This window comes from Streptomyces termitum, from assembly GCF_014650175.1.
In the GTDB taxonomy this organism is placed as follows: Bacteria; Actinomycetota; Actinomycetes; order Streptomycetales; family Streptomycetaceae; genus Streptomyces; species Streptomyces termitum.
The window spans coordinates 161551-185827 of record NZ_BMUL01000008.1 but is presented as its reverse complement, the minus strand read 5'-3'; the positions used below and the strand labels follow the sequence as shown (position 1 = coordinate 185827).

At 70.3% G+C, this 24277-nt stretch carries 13 protein-coding genes and 1 pseudogene; 6 read left to right on the top strand and 8 right to left on the bottom strand.

The annotated features are described in order from the left end of the window. Window positions 1–14 precede the first annotated feature (14 nt). Window positions 15–1409, bottom strand: coding sequence for a dipeptidase (locus IE219_RS17330; protein ID WP_189978288.1), 1395 nt, complete (start codon window positions 1407–1409; stop codon window positions 15–17). Window positions 1410–1632: 223 nt separating this feature from the next. On the opposite strand from IE219_RS17330, the gene IE219_RS17325 reads away from it, so the two are divergent. Together IE219_RS17325 and opcA are read left to right on the top strand one after the other, a co-directional pair. Next, entirely contained in the window at window positions 1633–2181 is a 549-nt protein-coding gene (locus IE219_RS17325; RefSeq protein ID WP_189978286.1) for a DoxX family protein, read from the top strand. 87 nt (window positions 2182–2268) lie between these two features. Beyond that, a complete protein-coding gene (gene opcA / locus IE219_RS17320; RefSeq protein WP_189978284.1) occupies window positions 2269–3174 on the top strand; it encodes a glucose-6-phosphate dehydrogenase assembly protein OpcA in 906 nt (301 codons plus the stop codon). Window positions 3175–3370: 196 nt separating this feature from the next. On the opposite strand, the gene IE219_RS17315 is transcribed toward opcA, so the two are convergent. After that, entirely contained in the window at window positions 3371–6364 is a 2994-nt protein-coding gene (locus IE219_RS17315) for an FG-GAP-like repeat-containing protein (protein WP_189978282.1), read from the bottom strand. Between the two features lie 846 nt (window positions 6365–7210). On the opposite strand from IE219_RS17315, the gene IE219_RS17310 reads away from it, so the two are divergent. From IE219_RS17310 to IE219_RS17300, 3 genes are all read left to right on the top strand, one after another. Beyond that, a complete protein-coding gene (locus IE219_RS17310; RefSeq protein ID WP_189978280.1) occupies window positions 7211–14587 on the top strand; it encodes a ricin-type beta-trefoil lectin domain protein in 7377 nt (2458 codons plus the stop codon). Window positions 14588–14603: 16 nt separating this feature from the next. After that, entirely contained in the window at window positions 14604–15257 is a 654-nt protein-coding gene (locus IE219_RS17305) for a hypothetical protein (RefSeq protein WP_189978278.1), read from the top strand. Between the two features lie 383 nt (window positions 15258–15640). Next, on the top strand, window positions 15641–16390 hold the full coding sequence (locus IE219_RS17300; RefSeq protein ID WP_189978276.1) for a transposase family protein: 750 nt from the start codon (window positions 15641–15643) through the stop codon (window positions 16388–16390). Between the two features lie 20 nt (window positions 16391–16410). On the opposite strand, the gene IE219_RS17295 is transcribed toward IE219_RS17300, so the two are convergent. From IE219_RS17295 to IE219_RS17270, 6 genes and pseudogenes are all read right to left on the bottom strand, one after another. Further along, window positions 16411–17217 (bottom strand): transposase family protein, encoded by an 807-nt coding sequence (locus tag IE219_RS17295; RefSeq protein WP_189978274.1) that lies wholly within the window; start codon window positions 17215–17217, stop codon window positions 16411–16413. Between the two features lie 82 nt (window positions 17218–17299). Next, window positions 17300–17452: pseudogene (locus tag IE219_RS17290) on the bottom strand (site-specific integrase); the annotation flags it as partial. A gap of 266 nt (window positions 17453–17718) precedes the next feature. After that, on the bottom strand, window positions 17719–18939 hold the full coding sequence (locus IE219_RS17285) for an MFS transporter (protein WP_189978272.1): 1221 nt from the start codon (window positions 18937–18939) through the stop codon (window positions 17719–17721). 120 nt (window positions 18940–19059) lie between these two features. After that, window positions 19060–19533, bottom strand: coding sequence for a tetratricopeptide repeat protein (locus IE219_RS17280; protein ID WP_229849819.1), 474 nt, complete (start codon window positions 19531–19533; stop codon window positions 19060–19062). Window positions 19534–19750: 217 nt separating this feature from the next. Beyond that, complete coding sequence (locus IE219_RS17275) at window positions 19751–21109, bottom strand: carbohydrate-binding protein (protein ID WP_189978270.1); 1359 nt, start codon at window positions 21107–21109, stop codon at window positions 19751–19753. Between the two features lie 341 nt (window positions 21110–21450). Beyond that, window positions 21451–22377: a LysR family transcriptional regulator gene (locus IE219_RS17270; RefSeq protein WP_189978268.1), complete on the bottom strand. Its 927-nt coding sequence runs from the start codon at window positions 22375–22377 to the stop codon at window positions 21451–21453. Between the two features lie 375 nt (window positions 22378–22752). On the opposite strand from IE219_RS17270, the gene IE219_RS17265 reads away from it, so the two are divergent. Continuing rightward, a complete protein-coding gene (locus IE219_RS17265) occupies window positions 22753–24276 on the top strand; it encodes a Re/Si-specific NAD(P)(+) transhydrogenase subunit alpha (RefSeq protein WP_189978267.1) in 1524 nt (507 codons plus the stop codon). Window position 24277: the final 1 nt, after the last annotated feature.

The window sequence follows — 24277 nt, the reverse complement described above, 5'->3', positions numbered from 1 at the left end:
CGTCCCGCGGCCGGTCACGAACCGGCCGCGCGTGCGAACACCCCGGCGTAGGAGCCGAGGAAGAGCGCCTCGGCCAGCGCCATCCGCTCGATCTCGGAGGGGTCGACGCTCTCGTTGGGGGCGTGGATGAGACACCCCGGCTCCTCCACGCCGATCAGTGCGATCTCCGCTTCGGGGAAGCGGTCCGCGAGCACGTTGCACAGCGGGATCGAACCGCCCTGCCCCGACTGGACCATGTCCTTCCCGTACGCCTCGCGCAGCGCCGACCCCAGGGCCGTGTACGCCGGCCCGTCGGTGCGGGCCCGGAAGGGCTGCCCGGCGCTCTCCGCCTCCACCTCGACCCGGGCGCCCCACGGCGCCGCCGCCACCAGGTGGTCGGTGAGCGCCTTGCGGGCCTGCTCGGCGTCGGTGCCCGGCGGCACCCGCAGGCTGACCCGGGCCCGCACCCGCGCCTGCACGGCGGCGGAGGAGCCGACCACCGGCGGGCAGTCGATGCCGAGGACGGTGACGGCGGGCCGCGCCCACAGCTCGTCGGCGACCGACCCGGTGCCGACCAGCCGCACCCCGTCCAGGACGCCCGCGTCGGCCCGGAACTGCTCGGGCGGATAGGCCACCCCGTCCCAGGTGCCGTCCCCGGGCAGGCCCTCGATCGCGGTGTTGCCGTCCGCGTCGCGCAGGCCGTCCAGGATGCGCACCAGCGCGGCCAGCGCGTCCGGGGCGGGGCCGCCGAACATGCCCGAGTGCATCGCGCCCTTGAGCGTCGAGACCGTCACCACCACATTGGTCAGACCGCGCAGCGAGGTGGTCGTGGTGGGCAGGCCGAGCGCGAAGTTGCCGGTGTCGCAGATCAGCAGGGCGTCGGCGTCGAACAGGTCCGGCTGCTGGGGCACGAGCCGCTCCAGGCCGCCGGTGCCCTGCTCCTCCGACCCCTCCGCCACGAACTTGATGTGGACGGGGAAGCCGTCGCCGTCCGGGCCGCCGAGCGCCCGCAGCGCCGTCAGGTGCATGGCGATGTTGCCCTTGCAGTCGGCCGAACCCCGCCCGTACCAGCGGCCGTCCCGCTCGGTCAGTTCGAACGGCGGGGTCTGCCAGGCGGCGTCGTCCAGCGGCGGCTGCACGTCGTAGTGGCAGTAGAGCAGGACCGTCGGGGCGCCCTCGGGGCCGCGCCCGTGCCCGACCACCGCGTCCGTGCCGTCCGGCGTGGTGACCCGCCGCATGTCCGTCAGCCCGGCCTCGGTGAAGGCCCGGACCAGGAAGTCGGCGGCGGCGGCGCACTCCTCGGGCGGGAACTGCCGGGGATCGGCCACGGAACGCAGGGCGACCAGGGCGGTCAGGTCCTCCTTCGCCCGGGGCATCAAGGCCCGGACCCGCTCCCGGAGCGCGGCGGTGTCGGCGGACTCGGCGGTCATGCGTACCCACTTCCCTCGGGCCGCTCCCGGGGCGCCGTCCGCGCGGACGGGCGCGGGCGGCCGGGACGGCGGCGGCCACCTCAGTCAAGCAACACCCGGCAAACGCCGCAAAACATGACTCAAGTGGAGTATTCGCCGATCCTTCGGGCGGCGGCGGGGGAGGGGCGCGCCGACAGTGGAGGGGTACGCGTCCCCTCCCGCACTCCCGCACCTGGAGAACCCCATGGCTCACTCCGACCGACGCGACCTCGGACTGCTCGCGCTGCGGGTCGGCACCGGTGCCGTCCTCGCCGCGCACGGCACCCAGAAGCTCCTCGGCTGGTTCGGCGGCGGCGGGATCGAGGGCACCACCCACGCGATGGAGGCCATGGGCTTCCACCCCGGCCGCGAGGCCGCCGTCGCCGCGGGGCTCGGCGAGGCCGGCGGCGGCGTGCTGCTCGCCCTCGGGCTGGCCACCCCCGCCGCGGGCGCGGCGGCGGCCGGCGCCATGGCGGGCGCCGTCGCCGTGCACGCCCCGGCCGGCTTCTTCGCGACGGCCGGCGGCTACGAGTACCCGGCCTTCCTCGGCTTCACCGCCGCCGCGCTCGGCATCACCGGCGCCGGCCGCTTCTCCCTCGACCACGTCACCGGGCACGTCCTCGACCGCCCCTGGGTGGTGGCCACCGCCTTCGTCGGCGCCGCGCTCGCCGCCACCGTCGTCGTGGGCCGGCGCGCCGACCGGCAGAGCGCCCCGCCGGCCGACGACGAGCCGGACCCCGCCGACACCCCCTGAACCACCCCGCCCCCGACCGGGGGGAGCCGCACGCGCGCGTGCCGGGGGCGTTAGGCTCGCCGCAGAGGAAGGGACGGACGCCGGGCAATGAAGATCGATCTCACGGACACCAATTCCAGCGCGATCAACAAGGCGATCCTGGAAGGCCGCAGGGCCGTCGGCACCCCCGCCGTCGGTGTCGTCCTCACCCTGGTGATCGTCACCGACGAGGAGAACGCCTACGACGCGGTGCGCGCCGCCAACGAGGCGTCGAAGGAGCACCCCTCGCGCACCCTCGTGGTCATCCGCCGCCGGGCCCTGTCGCCGCGCGAGCGCCACGTCACCCGGCTCGACGCCGAGGTCCGCCTCGGCACCGACGCCGGTTCCGGCGAGACGGTCCTGCTCCGCCTGCACGGGGAACTCGGCGCCCGTGCCGACTCCGTCGTGCTCCCGCTGCTGCTCCCGGACGCCCCGGTGGTGGTGTGGTGGCCGGTGGACGCGCCCGCCGTCCCCTCCCGGGACCCGCTCGGCGCCCTCGCCCAGCGGCGGATCACCGACACGTACGCGGTCGAGGACCCGCTCGCGGCGCTGGACGCCCGGGCCGCCTCGTACGCCCCCGGCGACACCGACCTGGCCTGGACCCGGCTCACCCCCTGGCGGTCCCTGCTGGCCGCCGCCCTCGACCAGGCCGGGAAGGACGTCGTCTCGGCCGCGGTGGAGGCGGAGGAGGACAATCCGAGCGCCGAACTGCTGGCCCGCTGGTTCGAGGTGCGGCTCGGGGTGCCGGTGGAGCGGATCGTCTCGGACGGCCCGGTCGTCACCGCCGTCCGGATGGGCACCCCGCAGGGCGAGATCCGCATCGACCGCCCCGAGGGCCCGGTGGCCCGGCTCGCCATCCCCGGCCAGCCGAGCCGCGTCATGGCCCTCAAGGTCCGCTCGACCGCCGAACTGATCGCCGAGGAACTCCGCCACCTCGACCCCGACGACGCCTACGCGGCGGCCCTGCGGCGCTGACCAGACGACCGACGCCCCCGGACTTCGGGTCCGGGGGCGTCGGCGGATCTCCCCCGGCCCGGCGGAGGTCTGTCGGTTTCGTCGGGTGGCACGGTTGTCTCTGATGGGAGGGTGCCCGGCCTGAGAGGTATCGCCCTCGCTGTCCCGCTCCACGGGGCGGAGCGGGACAGCGAGGGCGATGGTTCGGACGAAGGGGTCAGCCGAGGGCGAGGAGCAGGTTCCAGCCTCCGGTGCCGACGACGGTGGGTGTGCCGTGAGAGGTGCGGCCGCCGGGGTAGAAGCGGATGTAACCGTCGGTGGCGGAGACCGCCCAGAGGTCGGGGATGCTGTCGCCGTTGGCGTCGGGGGCTCCCATGACCATGGCCATGGAGGCCCGGTTCCAGCCGCCCGTCCCGTACACCTCCTCGCGGCCGGTGCCGGAGGCGGCCGCGGTCGCGAGCGAGTTGAGGTCCACTCCTCCGCCGGCGGCCGCCTTGCCATGACGGAGCACGAGCCCGCGTCCGGTTTCTTCCGTCCGGGCGAGGAGGTCCGCGACGCCGTCGCCGGTGATGTCGGCGACGGTGACGATGTCGCGGTTGTCCCAGCCGGTGGCGGCCAGCATCCGGGCTTCCTTGAAGCTTCCGCCGGTGTATCCGCTGAAGGCCCAGAGCTGGGTTCCGGCACGGGCGAACAGGTCGGGCAGGCCGTCTCCGGTGATGTCGGTGGTCGAGACGATCTGGGTGAGCGTCGCCGGATCCGGGGCCCCGGGAGGCAGGAGGAGGTCCAGACGTTCTTCGACGTTGAAGGTTCCGTAGCCGTCGCCGGGGTAGAGGTAGAGCTTTCCGTCGGGCATCCGGGCGACGATGTCGTTCACCCCGTCACCCGGGTACCAGTCACCCCAGTGGCTGATCAGCGCGGGAGTCTGGGTCGCGAGGTCGGCCCAGTGTCCCTCGCCGAGCGGTCCCTTGGAGTCGTAGGCGGCGGGCATGTGGATGTGGACGTCGCCGGCCGGCTCGGTCGGGTAGTTGCGCAATTTGCCCGCGGTGTCGATGGCGAGGACGTCCGGAGTGCCGTCGCCGCTGAGATCGCCGGGCGGGTCGAGGACCTTGCGCGGGGTCACGTAGAAGGCGTACTTGGCCGGCGTGGGGGAGCGGTTGCCGGCGGCGTCCACGGCCCAGGCATAGAGGAAGTTGATGCCGGTCATGGGGGGCTTGAGGCTCTTGGTCACCGGACCGCCGCTGGTGGTGGCCAGGGGCGGATTGGTGGAGTAGGTGCCGCCGTTGAAGGCGTACTCGTACTTCACGACGCTGGTGTCGGTGCTGCTGATGGTGAAGTTGCCGGCGGTGCCGAAGGGGACCGTGCTCCACTCGTTGAGATCCTTGCCCGGGGGCGGGAACTCCGGAGAGGAGACGGTGGGACTGCCGGGCGCGGTGTGGTCGACGGTGAACTGACAGAAGGCACTGGTGCCGGCGGGGCCGTAGCCGGAGACGGCACCTTCGGTGTCCTTGGTCCAGGCGGACCAGGAGTACGTCTTGCCTCCGGTGAAGCTGCCCCAGGGGATTCGCTTGCTGATGGCGCCGTTGCTCGTGGGCGCCATGTCCGCGTCCCACACGGGCGTGTCGGGATATCCGGTGGGCCAGACCTTGAGGTGGACGTACTTGAGGTTGCCGTCGGGGTCGGAACCGGTGGCGTTGAAGGTGATGTCGCTCTTGCCGATGGTGACCGGGGGGCTGGTCGTGTCGCAGACCCCACCGGGCACGGACGTCATGTTCCGCTGCTGGGGTTCGTCGGGCGTGCGGTTGTAGACGGTCTCGATGTACGGCGAGAGTTCGCCGTTGGCCATGAACTTCTTCCAGGCGGAGGTGTCGCTCTCATTGGCGGCACGCAGCCCCAGGGTGATGGTGGGCCACTTCTTGTTGGCGGCGTCCTGAGCCGCCGAGTCGATGCGGATGGCGGTCCACTGGTCCGGGCAGCTGTCGCTCTTGTACCCGTTTCCATTGCTGACACTGCCGACGACGCGGCCCCAGGCCGCGCCCTGGAAGTTGTTCCAGGTCGTCGTGCTGGAGATCGCGCTGGTCAGGTGGATGTTGTACTGGCGGGCGGAACAGCTCCAGGAGTAGGTCTGCCAGAACCTGACGGTGGACGACTTCACGGCGACGCCGTGCATCGTGCTCGGATACTCGAAGGTGAACACGGACCGGGAGAGGCCGCCGGTGGTCGCTTCGTAGCCGACGCGGGCCTCGTTGGTGCCTTCGTTGAAGTTCTGCCCGTTGTAGAAGCTGGAGCTGGGTGCCTTCGCGTAGAGCAGGGTCCAGTTCTTCTTGCGGCTCTTGAAGGAGGGGTCGATGAAGACCGGGTACACGGTGTCGGGGTCTTTCAGAGCCCTGGCATCCACCGCCAGGTCGAGGAGGCCGTCGTCTCCCAGGGTCGCGCCGAGAGCCGATTCGTGGCTGCCGGGCTGCGGGCCCGCCAGCCCGGGAAGAGCCAGCGCCGTATCGCCGGTGGAGGGATCCGGATCGGGCTGTGCCTCTCCCACGGTCTTCTTCACCGTTCCTGCGGAGTCCCACAGGTAGGGCGTGGGGGCGGCGGCCACCTCCTGCCCGCTCGCGTCGCGGGCGCTGACGACGTCAGAACCCTCGTTCAGGGTGAACGACAGCGTGGGGGAGGAGAGCCGGTAGTCCAGGTCGGTGAGGACCGGGTCGTCCGCCGCTTCCCGCGTACGGACGACGAGTACGTGCGAGTAGCCGCCGTCCCGTGCCGTCAGGAGGAGGTCGATGCCCGGGCGCACGTTCTCGTACAGCGCCCGGGAGCCGTCGACGACCGGGGCGGGGAGCGGGCCGGGCCAACTGACGACGAGATCGTGTCCGTCGACGGTGAGCCGGACGAGTTCGCTCCAGGTACGGCCGTCGTCGGTACCGGAGGCCACCGTTCTGATGGGCGGGCGGGACGCGGCCCGTGAAGCCCTGCCAGAAGTGGTGGAGGTACCGGCGCTGAAGACCAGGGGTGCGTTGACCGCCCGAGGGGCGTACCCGTTCTCGACGCGCCGTAGCGTGGTGTCGACCTTCTTCCACTCGCTGCCGACCTTGGCGCGGAACGTGTCGCTGTGTACGCGTGTCCGCATGAGGCCGTCGGGCCGCGCCCAGGTGGTGGAGTTCGCCGTTCGTTCGGCGACGATCTCGACGTCCTTGCCCGTCCGCTTGGCTTCACGCACCGCATCCGACAGGCTCAGGGGCGATTGCTCCTCCTGCACTGGAGAAGGAGCGGCCCGCTCGGGCTCATGGGCGGTCAGGTGAATGCCGAGCGAAACGGCCAGGGTGCCGGCGAGCAGCCCCGCCAGGACGGCATAACCGCGCCGTATGGATTTCCTCTTCGTGACCTCGGGTGTATGCGAGGGCAGTTCCTTGTGAGCAGGAGCGGATCCTGTCGTGTCCGAAGCCTTCGAGGCGTCCATGAGTCCCTTTCCCCCGTGGGCGCCTGGATGCTGAGCTGCCCCGGATTTCCTGCCGCGTGCACACGTGTGCCAGCAGAGCATGGCTCATCTTCACCGCTTCGTCACAGCTTTCCGTTCCAGAGGTGGGGCGGGGACTGGGAAGGGGGGCCAGGCCCGACCCTAAGCGGAATCCATGCCACCGGATATCGAGGAGGGAAAGGAAAGAGGTTAAATCGGCCTCCAATGCCCACTTTTATGGAGTGATTTGATGGCCTCCTCCACCTAAAGGGTTACTATCTAGCGTGCTAGCTCGAAAGGGTGGAAATGTATGAATGGGTTTTTTAGGGCCTTAGAGTGAGTTGAGGGCATTTAATCTCGATTGGTCGAGTGATCGACGTCACGCGAATAGAAAGGGTGTGGATTTTTTGTGCCCGCTCCTTGCATAATCTGCTGGCTATTCATCGTTTTCCCCGTTCGGCCGCCGCCTGGTCGGCGGCGGAAGTGGGGGGTTTCATGTCCTCGTCGGAGTCCGGACGCCCGTTCAGCCTGTCCGCAGGCCGAGGTCTGCTTCTTTTGCGGACCGCACGAGGTCGTGGAGGCCGTCGAGGGTCCCGCGTCATCGGTGTGATGACATCGGTGCTTCTGGCCGTGACGCTGCTGCCGGCAACGGCGGTGGCGATACCACCGCCCAACGACCCGGTCACGCATGCGGTCCAGCTGCCCGATCTCCAGAAGACGGAGCAGGCACCCCAGGACGAGGCGAAGTCCGAGGAGCTCACCAACTGGGCGGGAGCCCCTGCCGATCCTCCCGCCGAGTACATCCCGGCCAAGGTGGCGCCGCCGGCACCGGGCAGCGCTGCCGTAGCCCTGGATCAGGCAGGCGATGCCATGGTCCAGGCCGGTGACCTTCCGGTGAGACTCGGGAAGGCCACCCCCACTGCCGAAGATCCCGCCCCACCCGCGCCGTCGGGCAACTGGAGCGTTCAGGTCGAGGCCCGGGAGGCGACCGAGGCGGCTGACGTCGACGGTGCCCTCATCACCGTCACCCCTCCCGCCGCAGGTTCCACTCCGGTCGATGTCGAGCTCGACTACAGCAAGTTCGAGGACCTGTTCGGCACCGAGTGGTCGTCCCGCCTTCAGTTGCAGCAGCTGCCGGAGTGCTTCCTGACCACGCCGGAGCTGGAGGAATGCGCCACACCGGTGAGCGTCCCCACCACCAACGACCCTGCCACCGACACCGTGCGCGCCACCGTGGACCCGGCATCCAGCCAGGTCCAGGGGCTGTCCGCGCAGGCGGGTGGCGGGCCCGTCGTCCTCGCCGCCACCGACTCCGCCGCCGGTGCCGGCGGCTCGTACAAGGCCACCTCGCTCGCCCCCTCCGGTTCGTGGACCGCGGGCGGCAGCAGCGGGGCCTTCACCTGGTCCTACCCCCTCAAGGTGCCTGCCCCGCCCGCCGGGCCGGCACCCAAGGTCGCGTTCACGTACTCCTCGCAGGCCGTCGACGGCAAGACGTCCGTCGCCAACGCCCAGGCGTCCTGGATCGGCGACGGCTGGGACTACCACCCCGGATTCGTCGAGCGGCGCTACCGCTCCTGCCCCGACGACCGGAAGAACGCACCCAACAACGACAACACGGCCGACAAGAAGAAGTCGGACCTGTGCTGGGCCAGTGACAACCTCGTCATGTCACTGGGAGGGACGTCGACCGAACTCGTCCACGACGCCGACGGCAGATGGGTGCCGGCCGACGACGACGGCTCCCGCGTCGAGTACAAGGCCAAGGACGGGACGAAGAAGAACAGCCAGGACGGCAAGTACGACGGCGAGTACTGGCAGATCACCACCCGCGACGGGACCCGGTACTACTTCGGCCTCAACGACATCGACGGAGCCGGCAGCCGACCGGTGACGAACTCGGCCTTCACCGTCCCCGTGGCCGGAAACCACAGCGGAGAGCCCTGCCACCAGGCCACCTACGCCGCTTCCTTCTGCGACCAGGCATGGCGCTGGAACCTCGACTACGTCGAGGACGTCCACGGCAACGCCATGATCATCGACTGGAAGAAGGAGACCAACCGCTACGCCAAGAACGGCAAGTTCAAGGCCGCGGTCGAGTACGTCCGCGGCGGTTACCCCACGCAGATCCTCTACGGGCTCCGCAAGGACGCCCTGACGGCGCAACCGGCCGCGAAGGTCGAGTTCAAGACCGACGAGCGCTGCATCAAGGAGGGCACCAGCGACTGCTCGCTCACGGAGTTCGAATCCAAGAACTACGAGGACAAGCAGCCGTGGTGGGACACCCCCGCGACGCTCCACTGCAAGGCCGGCACCAACTGCTACGTGTCCTCGCCCACGTTCTGGAACCGCGTCAGGCTCACCGCTGTTCACACCTACGGACAGCGCACCCCGGGTTCCACCGCGCTCTCCCGGGTGGACACCTGGAACCTGGCCCAGTCCTTCCCCAAGCAGCGCACCGACACCCACCCCCCGCTGTGGCTGGAGTCGATCACCCGCACGGGCTACGGCACCACGAAGGACACGGAAGGCAACCAGACCACCACCGCGACGCCTCCGGTCTCCTTCCTCGCCAACAAGGTCGACATGCCCAACCGCGTGGCGACCGGCCTCGACGACCCCACCCCCGACTTCGACCGCCTCCGGGTGGAGACCATCCGCACGGAGACCGGCAGCGAGATCTTCGTCGACTACTCGGATCCCTGCCCCGTGGGAACGAACCACCCCGCACCCGAGTCCAACACCTCCCGCTGCTTCCCCGTCCACTGGTCCCCCGACCCGGACCTGGAGACGCCGCCGCTGCAGTGGTTCAACAAGTACGTCGTCGAACGCGTCGTGGAGATGGACCGCGTGGCCAGGGAGGCCGACGTGGTCACCCGCTACACCTACGGTGGCGGCGGGGCCTGGGCGAAGGACACCGACGAGTTCTCCAAGGCCGAACGCCGCACCTACAGCCAGTGGCGCGGCTACGCGACGGTGACCGTCGTCCGAGGCGAGACCTCCGCCGCCGACGCCGCTGACGCCACCGAGCAGTCCCGGACCGACACCCGCTACTTCCGCGGCATGTCCGGTGACGCCGGCCGCGCGACCATCATGGTCAAGGACTCGACCGGAACCGAGACCCTGGCCGAGGACCTGCCCGCCTATGCGGGGCGCGCCGCGGAGACGATCACCTACACCAGGGCGGGTGCGGGCGGAACCGTCCAGGCCCGGGAACTCTCCTGGCCCGACAAGACGATCACCGCCAGCCGTACGCGTGGAGACGGCCTGCCCGTCCTGAACGCCTACCGCGTCCAGGTCCCCCGGAAGGACGCCGTCCAGACGATCAGCGGCGGCAAGAAGCGGACGATCAGCACCCGCACCTCCTACGACACCACCTATGGTCTTCCGCTCACCGCGCACACCTATGCCTTGAGCCCGGACGGTGTCACCCGGACCGACCAGTCGTGCTCGACGACCACGTACGTCCACAACACCGCGCTCCACCTCATCGGCTTCCCCCAGCGCGTGCGAGGCACGGTCGGGACGTGCGCCGAGGCCGCCGCGGCCACCGGTGACCGGATCATCTCCGACGTACGCACCTCCTACGACAAGCTCAATGCCTTCGGCACCGCCCCCACCCGGGGGCTCGCCCAGCAGGTCGACACGCTCAACGGCGACGGCACGGGCTGGATCACCTCCGCACGGACCGAGTACGACGCCCTCGGCCGCGCCACCAAGGTGACCAACGCGGCAGGACACACGACGAAGAACGAGTACAGCCCCGCGACGGGCCCGGCCTTCTCGGTCAGCACCTGGAACGCGGCACTCCACAAGACCACCACGACGATCGAGCCGGGACGCGGTACCGCCCTCACGTCCACCGACCCCAACGGCCGCACGGTCACCAGCAGGTACGACGACCTCGGACGCGTCACGGACATCTGGCCGGCCTCGCGCAACCCCGCCGCCGACTCCCCCCTCGTCCAGCACTCCTACCAGCTCGACGACGACAAGGTCCCCGCCACCACCACGCGCACCCTGCGCGACGACGGCACCTACGAGAGCTCCGTCGTCCTCTACGACGGCTTCCTGCGGCCGCGCCAGACCCAGACCGAAGCCCTCGGCGGCGGACGGATCGTCACCGACACCCTCTACAACGCCAACGGCACGCCCCGGGAGACCAAGGACGGTTACGTCGCCCCGGGCGAACCCTCCGCCGAGATCTTCGTCCCGCAGACGGTCTTCGACGTCCCCCGCTCCACCAAGACCGCCTACGACGGTCTCGGCCGCGTCGTACGCACCACCACCTTGCACAACGACGTGCCCCAGTACGCCACGACCACCCAGTACGCCGGTGACTGGACCCTCGTCCGCACCGCCATGTCACCGGGTGGAACCACCCCGCTGCCGGGCAGCCGGGCAGTCAGGACCGAGACCGACGCCCTCGGCCGTACCGCCAAGATCCAGCACTACAACACCACCGATGTCACCGGCCCCGTACCGGCCACCATCGACACCCGCTACACCTACGACCCGCGGGGCAAACTGGCCGAGGTCACCGACGCCGACGGCAACACCTGGACCTACACGTACGACGTCCGCGGCCGGATGACCGCCTCCAGCGACCCCGACACGGGATCCGCCCGCTTCGGCTACGACGACCTCGACCAGCAGACGTCGTCGACGAACACCGACACCGGCCTCGCCCAGTACACCCGCTACGACGAACTCGGCCGCACCGTCGAAGTCCGTGACGACTCGCTCACGGGCCCGCTCGTCACCAAGCAGACCTACGACACGCTGCCCGGTGCGCTCGGACACCCGGTGTCCTCCACCCGCTACAACGACGGCGCCGCGTTCACCAGCGAGGTCACCGGATACGACGCCGAGTACCGCCCCACCGGCACCAGGATCACCATCCCCTCGACGCCGAACACCACCGGTCTCGCCGGCACGTACTCCTACAGCACCACGTACACGAAGACCGGAAAGCTCCAGTCCACCACCCTCCCGGCCACTCCCGGCGGCCTCGTCCAGGAAAAGCTGATCACCCGCTACGACGCCGAGGGATCGCCCACCACCACCTCCGGCATCGGCTGGTACACCGGCGGCACGGTCTACAACCCCTTCGGCCAGGTCCTGCGCACCGTCTCCGGACAGGCACCCCAGCGCGTCTGGACCTCCCACGACTACGACCAGTACACGGGCCGCCTGCACGAGACGCGAACGGACCGGGAAGCAACCGCCCCGGCCTCGATGATCTCCACCCTCACCTACGGCTACGACACCGTCGGCAACGTCACCTCCATCAAGGACACCCAGTCCCCGACCGCCGTCGACCAGCAGTGCTTCTCCTACGATCCGATGGGCCGCCTGGTCCACGCCTGGACCGGCACCGAAGGCTGCCCCAAGGTCTCCTCCGCGCAGGGACCGAGCCTCTCCCAGCTCTCACCCGGCGTGAACGGCAGCGGCTACTGGCAGTCCTACGAGTTCGACGCCATCGGCAACCGCACCAAGCTGACCGTCCACGACCTCACCGACAGCTCGCTGGACGACACCCGCACCTACACCTACGGCAAGACGGTCACCGGCAACGGCACCCAGCCCCCCACCACCGCCCAGCCGCACACCCTCACCCAGGCCGACGAGACCGTCAGGGCACCCGGCTCCCAGGTCACCTCCCGCTCCACGTACGCCTACGACTCCGCGGGCAACACCACTCGCCGCGTCATCGGCGGCGACACCCAGACCCTCGAATGGGACCGCCGCAACAAACTCACCAAGGCCACCGGTTTCGTCAACGGCAAGGTTCCGCTGATCAACCCGTCCGGCAAGTGCATGGACGTGGAGAACGGCTACACCACCGACGGCACCCCGCTCCAGATCTACACCTGCAACGGCACCGGCGCCCAGCAGTGGCAGATGACCGGCGGCACCCTCAAGTCCTTCGGGAAGTGCGCCACCGCCAACGGCACCAACCTGGTCCTCTCCACCTGCAACGGCAGTGCCGCCCAGAAGTTCACCCACCGCCCCGGCGACTCCTCCCTCCACCACCCGGCCACCAACACGTGCGCCGACATCCCCAACGCCGACTACAGCAACGGCAAGAACCTCCAGCTCTCCGCCTGCACCCAGAGCGATCAGCAGAAGTGGAACCCCGGCGACACCACCGGCTACCTCTACGACGCGGCCGGCGCACGCCTGGTGGAGAACACCGCCACCACCCGCACCCTCTACCTGCCCGACGCCCAGGTCACGGTCGGCACCACCGGCATCGCCCTGCGCGCCGAGCGCTACTACACCCACCCCGGCGCGCCCACCACGGTCCGCACCACCAACGGCCTCAACACCGGTCACAAACTCACCGTCCTGCTCGCCGACCACCACAGCACGGCCACCGTCGCCGTCGACCAGACCGACGGCCAGCCGATCACCCGCCGCAGCTTCGACCCCTACGGCAACCCCCGCGGCACCGAGCCCCCCAAGTGGCCCGGCCGGCAGTCCTTCCTCGGCACCGGCACCGACGACCCCACCACCGGCCTCACCCACATCGGCGCCCGCGAATACGACCAGAACACGGGCCGCTTCCTCTCCGCCGACCCCCTCATCGACCTCACCGACCCGCTTCAGATGAACGGGTACACGTACGCCAACGGCAGCCCGACGACGCTCTCCGACCCCACGGGCCTGCGCCCCGACGGCCCTGTAGGGGGCGCCAATTACAACGACAAGTGGCTCTACGACAACCAAGGAGGCTCGCTGGCACGGGAGGGAGAAGAGGGAAGTGGATGGTTCAAGGACAACCAGGACGGATGGAGCTACAGACAGAACAAACCTCTAGGGAAGCTGGGCGCGAGTGTCGTTACATGGTCGGATGCGGCTACTCGTAAGACTGGAAAGGTCATAACAGGGGAAACCTACGTCAGGGTCGAAGAAGGTCCGAAATCCACTGCGGGATTCCATGCCACAATGGACGCGGCTGGAATGTTCCCTGTTCTCGGAGGGTTTGCCGACGGCCTGAATAGCATCGTTTACATGCTGGAAGGGAACACGGAGGAAGCGCTTTGGAGCGCTACCGCTATGGTTCCTGGTCCAGGAGACGCGGTCGCGGCAGGGCGCAAGGGCGGCAAGATATGGGGCTGGCTTAATGGTGCCGCCAGTCGCTGCGCCGGAGGGAAGAATAGCTTTGTAACGGGAACGGATGTTCTTCTTTCTGGTGGAAAGAGGAAGAAAATTGAAGATGTTCAGGTGGGGGATGAGGTACTTGCGTCCGATCCTGAATCGGGGGAGATGGCCTCTCGCATAGTAACGTCCAAGATAGAGACCGAAAGTGACAAGGAATATGTAGACATTAGAATTTTGGGTGGCTCTGAGGGGGGTTCTCCCCTGCTTACTGCTACAGCGCATCACCCCTTCTGGTCTGAGAGCGAGCAGAGATGGGTTGATGCTGGTGATCTTCAGCCTGGAATGAATTTGCTTACGGCTTCCGGGGAGAGGGCTGAAGTCTCGGGGGTTAGGTCGTACCGAGCGAGTCGTGTCACGTATAATCTAACGGTATCTGGCCTGCACACGTACTATGTACTCGCTGGTGCGACGCCAATTCTCGTCCATAACAGCAGTTGCCCCGTCGATTTGGGGAATGGGACTTTCCTTCACTCGGATGGTTCGATTAGAAATGCGAAGGGTCATTTCGCGAGCTCGACCGGTGCCCGTGTTGGCGCTTCTGCTGAGGCGAATGTGTGGGATCACCTTGAGATGGAGGGGCACACGGTAGTCAGGCGCACGGTTGCTGTAACTGGCAATGGTGGCCAGACTAGGTACTACGATGGGGCTATCGACCTCGGAGGTGGTAACTACCTCGGGATTGAGGTAAAGTCGGGCGGCGCATCCCGCACCGCCGAGCAGCGCGACTTTGATGACTGGGTCGGTCAAGGCAATTTCCCAACCGGCATCGGGCAGTCAAAGGGATTCAATATAGTCGGCGTTTTCGACGCCATTACTCCATAGTCGAGGTGTAGCGAAAGTGAAGCCCCCGTCGAAGTCCGACTATTTGCGCCTTATTCGGCCTGTCATTCAGGGCAGCCCGGCTGTCATCTTGAAGGCTGAGGGCTTCGCCGGTGGCTCCCTGTCGTTCGTTCGCTCAATCGGCGACGTGTGCCAAGGGGTGGATTTTGGCCTGTTCGTTCGACCTAAGTATGCTAGGGATAGCGCCCAAATTGTTCTCAACACTCACATCTCGACGACGGGAGTGATCGAGATCTACAGGGAGATGCTTCCGAGTGATCCAGAGCCGCTGGAATCGTGTCGTATCTCCGCTCCTCTTGAGTCAATTGCGCGTGAGCGAGTGGGTATGTGGCTGTTCAAGGATGAGGCGTCAGCGGCGTCGCTGGAAGATAATGTGCTGCGAGCTGTCTCCAATTCTATCCTCCCGTATCTGGAGGGCGCCTCATCGGTGGACGGGCTATTTATGATGTGCCGGGATGGCGTCCAGAAGGCTGCCTCCGTTCTGGGCTACAGTGCGGGAAATCGTGCCGCGCTCGGAGCGGCGCTGGCTGTTTCGATTGGAAAAGTTTCGGAGGCTCTCGATCTCGTTCGTCTGGCATATTCAGGGAGCCCGAATCTGCGTGCGCAGTATGACTCTGTTTTCTCGTACCTGGAAGGCCTTCAAAAGACCTAACTAGGGCTGTCCCGTAATCCCCGGTGGGCGCACGACGACAGCTACGGCACCTCGCCGCATTGTCGGAACGTCCGAATACATCCAGTATGCGGACGCCCCTCCGCCTTGCGATGCACCGCATCTGACGCCGCGCGCTGCTCCACCGGGGATTACGGGACAGCCCTTAGGTCGAGGATGAGGTAAAGGCGGCCGCAAGCGGTGTAGCGCGTGTGGGTGTTCTCGCGGAGCCGGTGGACGGCGACGGTCTCCAGCCAGTGAGCTCTTTCAGAGTGGCCATTGATCGAGTGACCCAGACGGGGTCAGGGTGGGGACCGCAACGCACGGGGCTCCTGCGCCGTTGAGGGAGGTGTTCGAAGTCTCAACCCATCGGCACAGGAGCCCTGTTGGTTCCCCATCCTGCCGCACTCGACCTGCCGCATGCGCTGGTCGAGTGGGCATCCATGCTCATCGTCACCCGTGAGGGTGACCGCCGCTGCAAGCTGCCGCCCCATCAGCGTGCGCTCGTCGGCCTGGTCCACCTCCGCCGGCACGACACGCTCGCGCAGATCGCCGTCGGCTTCGGCATATCCGTCGGCACCGCCCACGCTTACATCCAGGCCGTTGTCCAGCACCTGTCCGGCCGGGCGCTGGGCCTCCTGCGGGTCCTGCGGGAGACCGGTCCGGACTACGTCCTGCTCGACGGGACGCTCACCGAGTGCGACCGCGTCGGCGACAGCCGGGCCGACTTCTCCCAGAAGCACCGTCGTCACAGCGTGAACGTGCAGGTCGTGGCCGATCCCACCGGCAAGCTGCTGTGGATCTCGCCCGCGCTGCCGGGCCGCCCCCACGACCTGACCGCGGCCCGCACCCACCGCATCATCCGGATCTGCGAACGCCAGGGTGTTCCCGTCCTCGCCGACCGTGCCTACATCGGCGCCGGGCCCTGGGTGACCACACCGATCAGACGGCTTCCCGGCCGGGACCTGACCACGACCCAGCAGACGATCAACCGGGCCCTGTCAGCGGCACGAGCACCGGTCGAACGAAGTATTGCGAGACTGAAGTCCTGGCGGATCTTCCGCCGGGCTCGGTGCAGCCCGAACCGCCTCACGTCAATCGCCGCCGCCATCCTCACCCTGGAGAGGCAACGCTGAAAACGCTCAGTGAGCCTCTTTCATCCTGAATAGCTGCAGGTCAACAGCGTGTGGACGGCCTGGACGATGGTGCCGATCCGGCGGGTGGAACATCTGGCTCGCCGGAGCAGCCGCCAGGACTTCAACTGCGCGAAGGCGCGTTCGCCCGGGGCTCTCAGCCGGGCGTGGGCCCGGTTGAACTGCTGGTAGTGCTCGGGCTGTTCGCGGTGGCGGTAGTACGGGGTGCGGAAGGTCGCGCCGGCGCCCTGGTAGGCGCGGTCCGCGAGGACGAGGACCTGCCGGGTCAGGCAGGCCTGGACGATGCCGTGAGCCCGCGCGGCGGTCAGGTCGTGAGTGCGTCCCGGTGTCGCCCGGGAGAACCACAGCGGTGTGCCGTCGAGGCGGGCGATGACCTGCACGTTCATGCCGTGCTTGCGGTGCTTCATCGAGTAGTACGGCTCGTCGGCGGCGATGCGGTCGGTGGGGATCAGGGTGCCGTCAACGATGACGTGGTCGCCCTCACCGAGGCCGGTGAGGGCTTCGTGGAGGCCGGGCGCCCAGCCAGCCAGGACGCCCAAGGCCTCGTCCACGTACCGCCAGGCGGTGGCCTGGGATATCCCGAAACCCGCTCCGAGCTGCGAGAATGCCTCGTTCTTCCGCAGGTGGACGAGGGTGAGCAGCGCCTGCTGGAAGCAGCCGAGCTTGCGCCAGCGGGTGTTGCGGGCCCGGCGATGCTCGTGCAGCAGCCAGGCAACATGCTCGACGAGCTCATGCGGGATGTCAAGCGTGGCAGGATACGGAACCAACAGGGCTCCTTCGGTCGCCGGTGTGCTGAGTGGAATCACCACGCCAACGACAAGGGGCCCTGCCTCGTCACCACCCCTGCTGACCAGCCCATTTCACCCTCCAGCACAGGATGAAAGAGGCTCAGTAGGTCAGGAATGCTGCGACGCTGCCTTGTGCGGAGAGGGCGGGGGCGCCGCGGTTGCTGGTTGCGATCTTCTCGGTGAGCTTGGCCAGGGCTTCTTTGCGGGTGGTGCCGGGGGTGGGGACGTAGCCCGTGGTTTCCCAGCGATCGTCCTTGCCCTTGGGGCGGCTACCGGGTGGCCTCTTCTTGGGGTGTTGGGCGCAGTTCAGCACGAGTGCGGCCGGATGGATAGGGAGGCTGATGTGGTGGACGCGTAAAGAGGGTGGAGCAGGTGATCCTGAGGCAGGCCATTGCCTGGGGATGGTGAGAAGTCCCTCGCCATCCGCTGGGTGTCACTACCCGTCTGTATGCCGGCCACTGTTGCCTCGCCGCCCCCGGACCTCGGGTCCGGGGGCGGCGGTGTTTCCCGTCGGGGCGGGGGTCAGGAGTGGGCGGGGGCGGGGGTCTCGTCGGCCGTGGGGGTGCCGGTCGCCACGATGTGGGTCCGGGGGGTGGTGGGGGTGCGGCGTTCGAGGGCGGCGGACCAGAGGGCGAGGCCGAGGGCGGCGGTGGCCAGGAGGGCGCCGACCCAGTGGGGGGCGGTGTAGCCGAGGCCGGCGGCGATGACGAGGCCGCCGAGCCAGGCGGCGAGGGCGTTGCCCAGATTGAAGGCGCCGATGTTGACGGCGGAGGCCAGGGTCGGGGCGCCGTGGGCCTGGTCGAGGACGCGCTTCTGCAGCGGCGGCACGGTGGCGAAGCCGAGGGCGCCCACCAGGACGAGGGAGATCGCGGCGAGGACCTTGTGGTGCGCGGTCACGGTGAACAGGGCGAGGACGAGGGAGAGCCCGCCGAGGGTGGTGTAGAGCAGGGGCATCAGCGCGCGGTCGGCGTACCGGCCGCCGAGCAGGTTGCCGAGGAACATGCCGGCGCCGAAGAGGACGAGGAGCCAGGTGACCGCGCCGGCGGAGTACCCCGCGACCTCGGTCATCATCGGCGCGATGTAGGTGACCGCGGCGAAGACGCCGCCGAAGCCGAGGACGGTCATCGCCATGGCGAGCAGCACCTGCGGGTTGCGGAAGGCTCCCAGCTCGCCGCGCAGGCGGGCACCCTCGGGGCGGGGCATGGCGGGGACGAGCTTCGCGATGCCGAGCAGGCCGGCCACGCCGAGCGCGGCGACGATCGCGAAGGTGGTGCGCCAGCCGACGGCCTGCCCGATGTAGGTGCCCAGCGGGACGCCGACGATGTTGGCGACGGTCAGGCCGGTGAACATGGTGGCGATGGCGCCGGCCTTCTTGTCCGGCGCGACCAGTCCGGCGGCGACGACGGAGCCGATGCCGAAGAACGAGCCGTGGGCGAGCGAGGCGACGACGCGGCCGGTCAGCATGATCCCGAAGTTCGGGGCGACGGCGGAGAGCAGGTTTCCGGCCACGAACAGCCCCATGAGCAGCATGAGCATCCGCTTGCGACTGGCCTTGCCGCCGAGGACGGTCAGCAGTGGCGCCCCGACGACGACGCCGAGCGCGTAACCGGTGACCAGGAGTCCGGCCGTGGGGATGGAGACGCCGTAGTCGCCGGCGATCTCGGGCAGCAGCCCCATGATGACGAACTCGGTCGTACCGATTCCGAAGGCCCCGACTGCCAGGGCGAGGAGTGCGAGCGGCATGGCCCGGCCCTTCCGCGGTTGCTTGAGTGAGCTTCTTACGAGCTCAAACAATAGTTGCACACGCTTGATGAATGCAAGCGCGGGCTATATGTCTCGCGTGAGGGCGCCGTCCGTCGGCCGTCACTCGGTGTCGCCGGCCGCCTCCTTCCGCCAGTGGGCGGCGGCGCGCAGGGCCGTGCGGGTGTAGACGTAGTCGGCCCCGTGGACCCGCTCCATGTCGAGCGCCAGCCGTTCGAGCTCCTCGGCGGCGCCGGTCGCGTCGCCCGCCCGGCCGCGCAGGGTGGCCAGGTTGTGCCGGGCGACCAGGACGTGGGGGTGGTCCTCGCCCAGCGCCCGTATCCGCTCCGCGAGCATCCGCTCGGAGACCTCCAGGGCGCCGGCCAGGTCCCCGGTCTCGCTCAGGTGGTGGGCCCGGTGCCGGAGCGCCACGGTGTCGGGGTGCTCCTCGCGCAGCGTCCGGTCCCGCTCGTCCAGCTCCCTCTCCGCCCGCGCGAAGGGGTGCTCCAGCACCCGCTTCACCCGCATCGCGCCGACCACGGCCCCCGCCGCCACGACCGCCCCCGTGAGTACCCATTTCCACGACACGTCAGGCACGCCTCCTCCGCCGCACGCCGCCCGGCCGTCGCGCGGCTCCGTGCCACCGTAGCGCCCGCGCGGCGGGTCGTGCCCGGAGGTGCTCGTCATCTCCCGCTACAGAAGCGGGAGTTGGTGCGTCCGGGACGGTCGGGGCCGTCGCGCGGAGGGGAACGACGAAGCGCCACCCGTCCGGTGGGGGGACGAGTGGCGCTCCGTACGTGGGGACGGGCCGCGGTCAGACGCGCTGCCAGAGGGCCGGCACGTTCGACGGCTCCCAGCCCGCCTGTGCCTGGTGGCCCTGGAGGCAGCGGTAGGTGGAACCGCCGTACGTGACCGTGTCACCGGCCGCGTACACCTTGCCCGCCGTCCACGTGCCACCCGGCTCCGGCTCCCCCGGGCCGGGGCCGGGACCCGGGTCGGACCCGGTGGTCTTCAGAGTGAGGCCGTAGTTCGAGAGGATCGGGTTCAGCGGCTGGAAGTAGGTCGTGCCGCCGCTGGAGCAGTTGCCCGTGCCGCCCGAGGTGACGCCCTGCGCCTGGCTGCCGGAGATGTACGAGCCGCCCGAGTCGCCCGGCTCGGCGCACACGGTCGTCCGGGTCACGCCCGAGACCGTGCCCTCCTGGTAGGTGACGCTGGTGTTGTGCTGCTGGATCGTGCCGCAGTGCCAGCCCGTGGTGGAGCCGGAGCGGCAGACGGAGGCGCCGACCGGCTGCAGGACCGAGCCCGTGACCTGCACGTTCGCGCCGCCGGAGCCCTTCACGTACGGGGTCGAGGTCCAGCTGCTGTTCGCCGCGACCCACGCCATGTCGTTGCCGGGGAAGACCGACGCCTGGAAGCTGCCCTGCGCGACCTGGTTGAAGCCGCTGGTGGACTGCCCGGCGCGGCCGCAGTGGCCCGCCGTCGCGAAGCCCTGCGTGGTGCCCCGGGTCACCGGGAAGCCGACCGAGCAGCGGCCGCCGCCGCCCATGTAGTAGGCGTCACCGCCCCGGAGGTCGTACAGCGGGCGCGGGGCCTCGGCGGCCCGCACGGCGCGCACCAGCTCGCGCGGCACGCCGGTGGCCGCCGCGAGGCGGGCCGCGGCGCCGGGCCGGGTCTCCTCGACGACCAGCACGTTGGAGCGCACGTCCACGTAGCGCACCGGCGCGTCGGCGGTGGCGGCCCGGTCCAGGGCCTCCTTCGCCCGCTCCAGCGAGGCCAGGCCGTGGCCGACCAGCTCGGCGGTCGCCCCGGTCGCCCGGATGGTGGCGAGGTCGGCGGCGCGGGTGGTGGCCACGGTCAGGGAGCCGGACTCGGCCCCCGCGACCCAGGCGCCGGCGAAGGCGCCGCCGAGCCGCTGCCGGAGCCGGGCGGCGGTGGCGCCGGCCTCGGCCTCGTTCGCCAGCCGCTTCTCGGCCTGCGCCCGGGTCAGGCCCAGGTCGCGGCCCATGGCGGCGAGCAGCTCGGGCTGGGCCTGGCCGGCCCCGAGGGCCTGGGCGGCGTTCTGGGTGGACGGGGCGGGCTGCGCCGCGGTGGCGGAGCTGGCCTGGACGCCGGCCAGCACCATTCCGGCGGCGGCCAGCGCGGTACACGCCGCGCGGGCGTGTCGTCGGAGCATGGGGGTCTCCTCGGTCATCGGTGGGGGATCTGCCGAGAACCGTAGGGAGGATGGCTCGTTCCGGGGAGCTACCGTCCGGCCCCTCCCACCGCGTTATGGCCGACGCACCGACACGCGGTGAACGGGACACGACGATACGCCGCACGACGGACCGCGCCCACGGCGGGGTGCCGTGGGCGCGGTCCGGTGGGCGATCCCGTACGGGAAGGGGGAGAGCAGCTCGCTCTCGGGCGAACGTCCCGCTGTGGAACGGGGGTTGGGCCGCCCGTGGCCCGGTGGGCGTCCCGGTGCGGAAGCCGGTCGGGCCACACCCGTACGGAAGGGGCCCGGGCCGCTCGTGGTCAGACGGCGGCGCCGGTGCGGCCCGCGCTGCGGGAGAGCGCCTCCTCGTGGGCCGAGCGGGCGTGCGCCAGGACGGCCGGGGCGCGGCCCGCGGCCCGGCCCTCGGGGTGCCAGCCCAGGAGGTGGCGCCAGAGCAGCGGGGCGCCGGACAACGGCCGGGTCACGATGCCCGGGGTGGCCGGGAAGGTGGCCCGGCAGAGCCCCACCGCCCGGCCCACCTGCACCAGGTGGACGCAGGAGGCGGTGTCCGTCTCGTACACCCGGGCCGGGGTGAAGCCGGCCCGCACGCACGCGGCGGCGAAGCAGTCGCCGAAACAGCCGTCGCCGGGCACGTCCGTCCAGTCCTCCGAGGCCAGTTCGGCCAGTTCGACGTGGGCGCGCGAGGCCAGCGGATGGCCGGTCGCCAGCATCACGTACACCGGATCGCGGGCCACCTCCGTCCAGGCGAGCCGCCCCGCCTCGGGCGGCGAGCTCTCGCCGCAGACGCCGACGAGCGCGAAGTCGAGCCGGCCGGCCACCACCCCGCCCGCGACCTCCCGCTCCGACCACGAGGTGTACGTGGTCACCTGCGCCTCCTCCTCGGTCCGCGCGAGCCGGTCCACCAGCCCGCCGAGGAGCGGCCCGTGGGTGCCGCCGAGCCGGTAGCCCGACGCGCCCTCGCGGGCGAACCGGACGGCCTCCTCCTGGAGTTCGCAGACGGCGGGCAGCACCACCCGGGCCCGTTCCAGCACCAGATCGCCCAGCGCGGTGGCCCGCACCCCGTCCCGGCTGCGCTCGAACAGCGGCCCGCCCAGGGCCCGTTCGATCCGCTTGAGCTGGGCGCTCAGGGCGGGCTGCGCCAGACCCAGGGCGGTGGCCGCGCGGGTGAGGCTGCCCGCCTCGGCGATGGCCCGGACCGTCTTCAGGTGACGCAACTCCAAATCCATGAGCACAGCTTGACGCCCCGCCAGTGACAGGTCCAGACCAAGGAAAGGAGTATCGGGGACGGGACCGGTCCGGGATCCGCACCGCCCGCCGGCACCGGGCCGCCGACCCCGCCCGCCCGGACCGCCCGCACCCCCGTCCGTACCCGCCGCCGGAAAGCCCCCGCCCCCGTACTCGCCGCCGGAAAGCCGCCGCCCCCGCCCCGTGCCCACCGCCGGAAAGCCGCCGTTCCCGCCCCCCGTTCCCGCCGCCGGAGAGCCGCCGTCCCTGGTCCACCCGGGCGATCCGGCCGCACCCGCGGGGCCCGGCCGGTGTGCCCCCGCCCCCGACGGGGGACACGTCCCGACGACGGTGACAGCGGCGAACGGAGAACCCTGATGCTGATCGGAGTCCTCAAGGAGGCGGGAGCGGGCGAACGCCGGGTCGCGGCGACCCCCGCCACGGTCGAACGGATCCGCGCCCTCGGCTACGAGGTCGTGGTGGAACCCGGCGCGGGCGCCGGAGCCGGCTTCTCCGACCCCGCCTACGAGACGGCCGGCGCCCGCCTCGGCGACGCGACCGGCGCCGACGTGGTCCTCGGCGTCGGCGCCCCGCCCCCCGAACGCCTCGGCCGGCTCCGCCCCGGAGCCACCGTCATCGCCCTCTTCGCCCCCGCCGCCGACCCGGCCGCCGCCGCGGAACTCGCCCGCCACCCCCTCACCGTCCTCTCCCCGGACGCCGTCCCGCGCATCAGCCGCGCCCAGTCCATGGACGTCCTCTCCTCCATGGCCAACATCGCCGGCTACCGGGCCGTCGTCGAGGCCGCCCACGCCTTCGGCCGCTTCTTCTCCGGCCAGGTCACGGCCGCGGGCAAGATCCCGCCCGCGCAGGTCCTCGTCGCCGGGGCGGGCGTCGCCGGACTCGCCGCGATCGCCGCCGCCGGTTCCCTCGGCGCCGTCGTCCGCGCCACCGACCCGCGCCCCGAGGTCGCCGACCAGGTCCGCTCGCTCGGCGGCGAGTACCTGCCGGTCGCCCCGCCCGGCGAGGAGGCCCCGGCCGCCACCGGCTACGCCCGCGAGATGGACGACGCCTACCAGGCCCGCGAGGCCGAGCTGTACGCCGCCCGCTGCCGGGAGGCCGACGTCGTCATCACCACCGCCCTGATCCCGGGCCGCCCCGCGCCCCGCCTGATCACCGCCGCCATGGTCGCCGCCATGCGCCCCGGCTCGGTCATCGTGGACATGGCCGCCGCCAACGGCGGCAACGTCGAGGGCACCGTGCCGGGGGAGCGGACCGTCACGGAGAACGGCGTCACCCTCCTCGGATACACCGACCTCGCGGGCCGGCTGCCCGCCCAGGCGTCCCAGCTCTACGGCACCAACCTGCTGAACCTGCTCCGCCTGCTGACCCCCGGCGAGGACGGCGTCCTCGTCCTCGACCAGGACGACCCCGTCCAGCGCTCCGTCACCGTCGTCCTCGACGGCACGCCGGCCTGGCCGCCCCCGCCCGTCGCGGTCTCCGCCGCCCCCGCGCCCGCCGCCCCGGCCGCCCCGCCCGCGCCGGAGGAACGGCCGCCGTCCCCCCGCCGCCGCTTCGCCGCCGTCGCCCTCGCCGCCCTCGTCCTCTTCCTCCTCGTCGCCCTCGCCCCCGCCGCCCTCGTCCCGCACCTGACCGTCTTCGTCCTCGCCATCGTCATCGGCTACTACGTCATCGGCCACGTCCACCACGCCCTGCACACCCCGCTGATGGCCGTGACCAACGCGATCTCCGGCATCGTCGTCGTCGGGGCGATGCTCCAGATCGGCCACGGCGGACCGGTCGTCACCGCCCTCGCGGCGCTCGCGATCCTGCTGGCCGGCATCAACGTCTTCGGCGGCTTCGCGGTGACCCGCCGCATGCTCGCCCTGTTCCACAGGAGCTGAC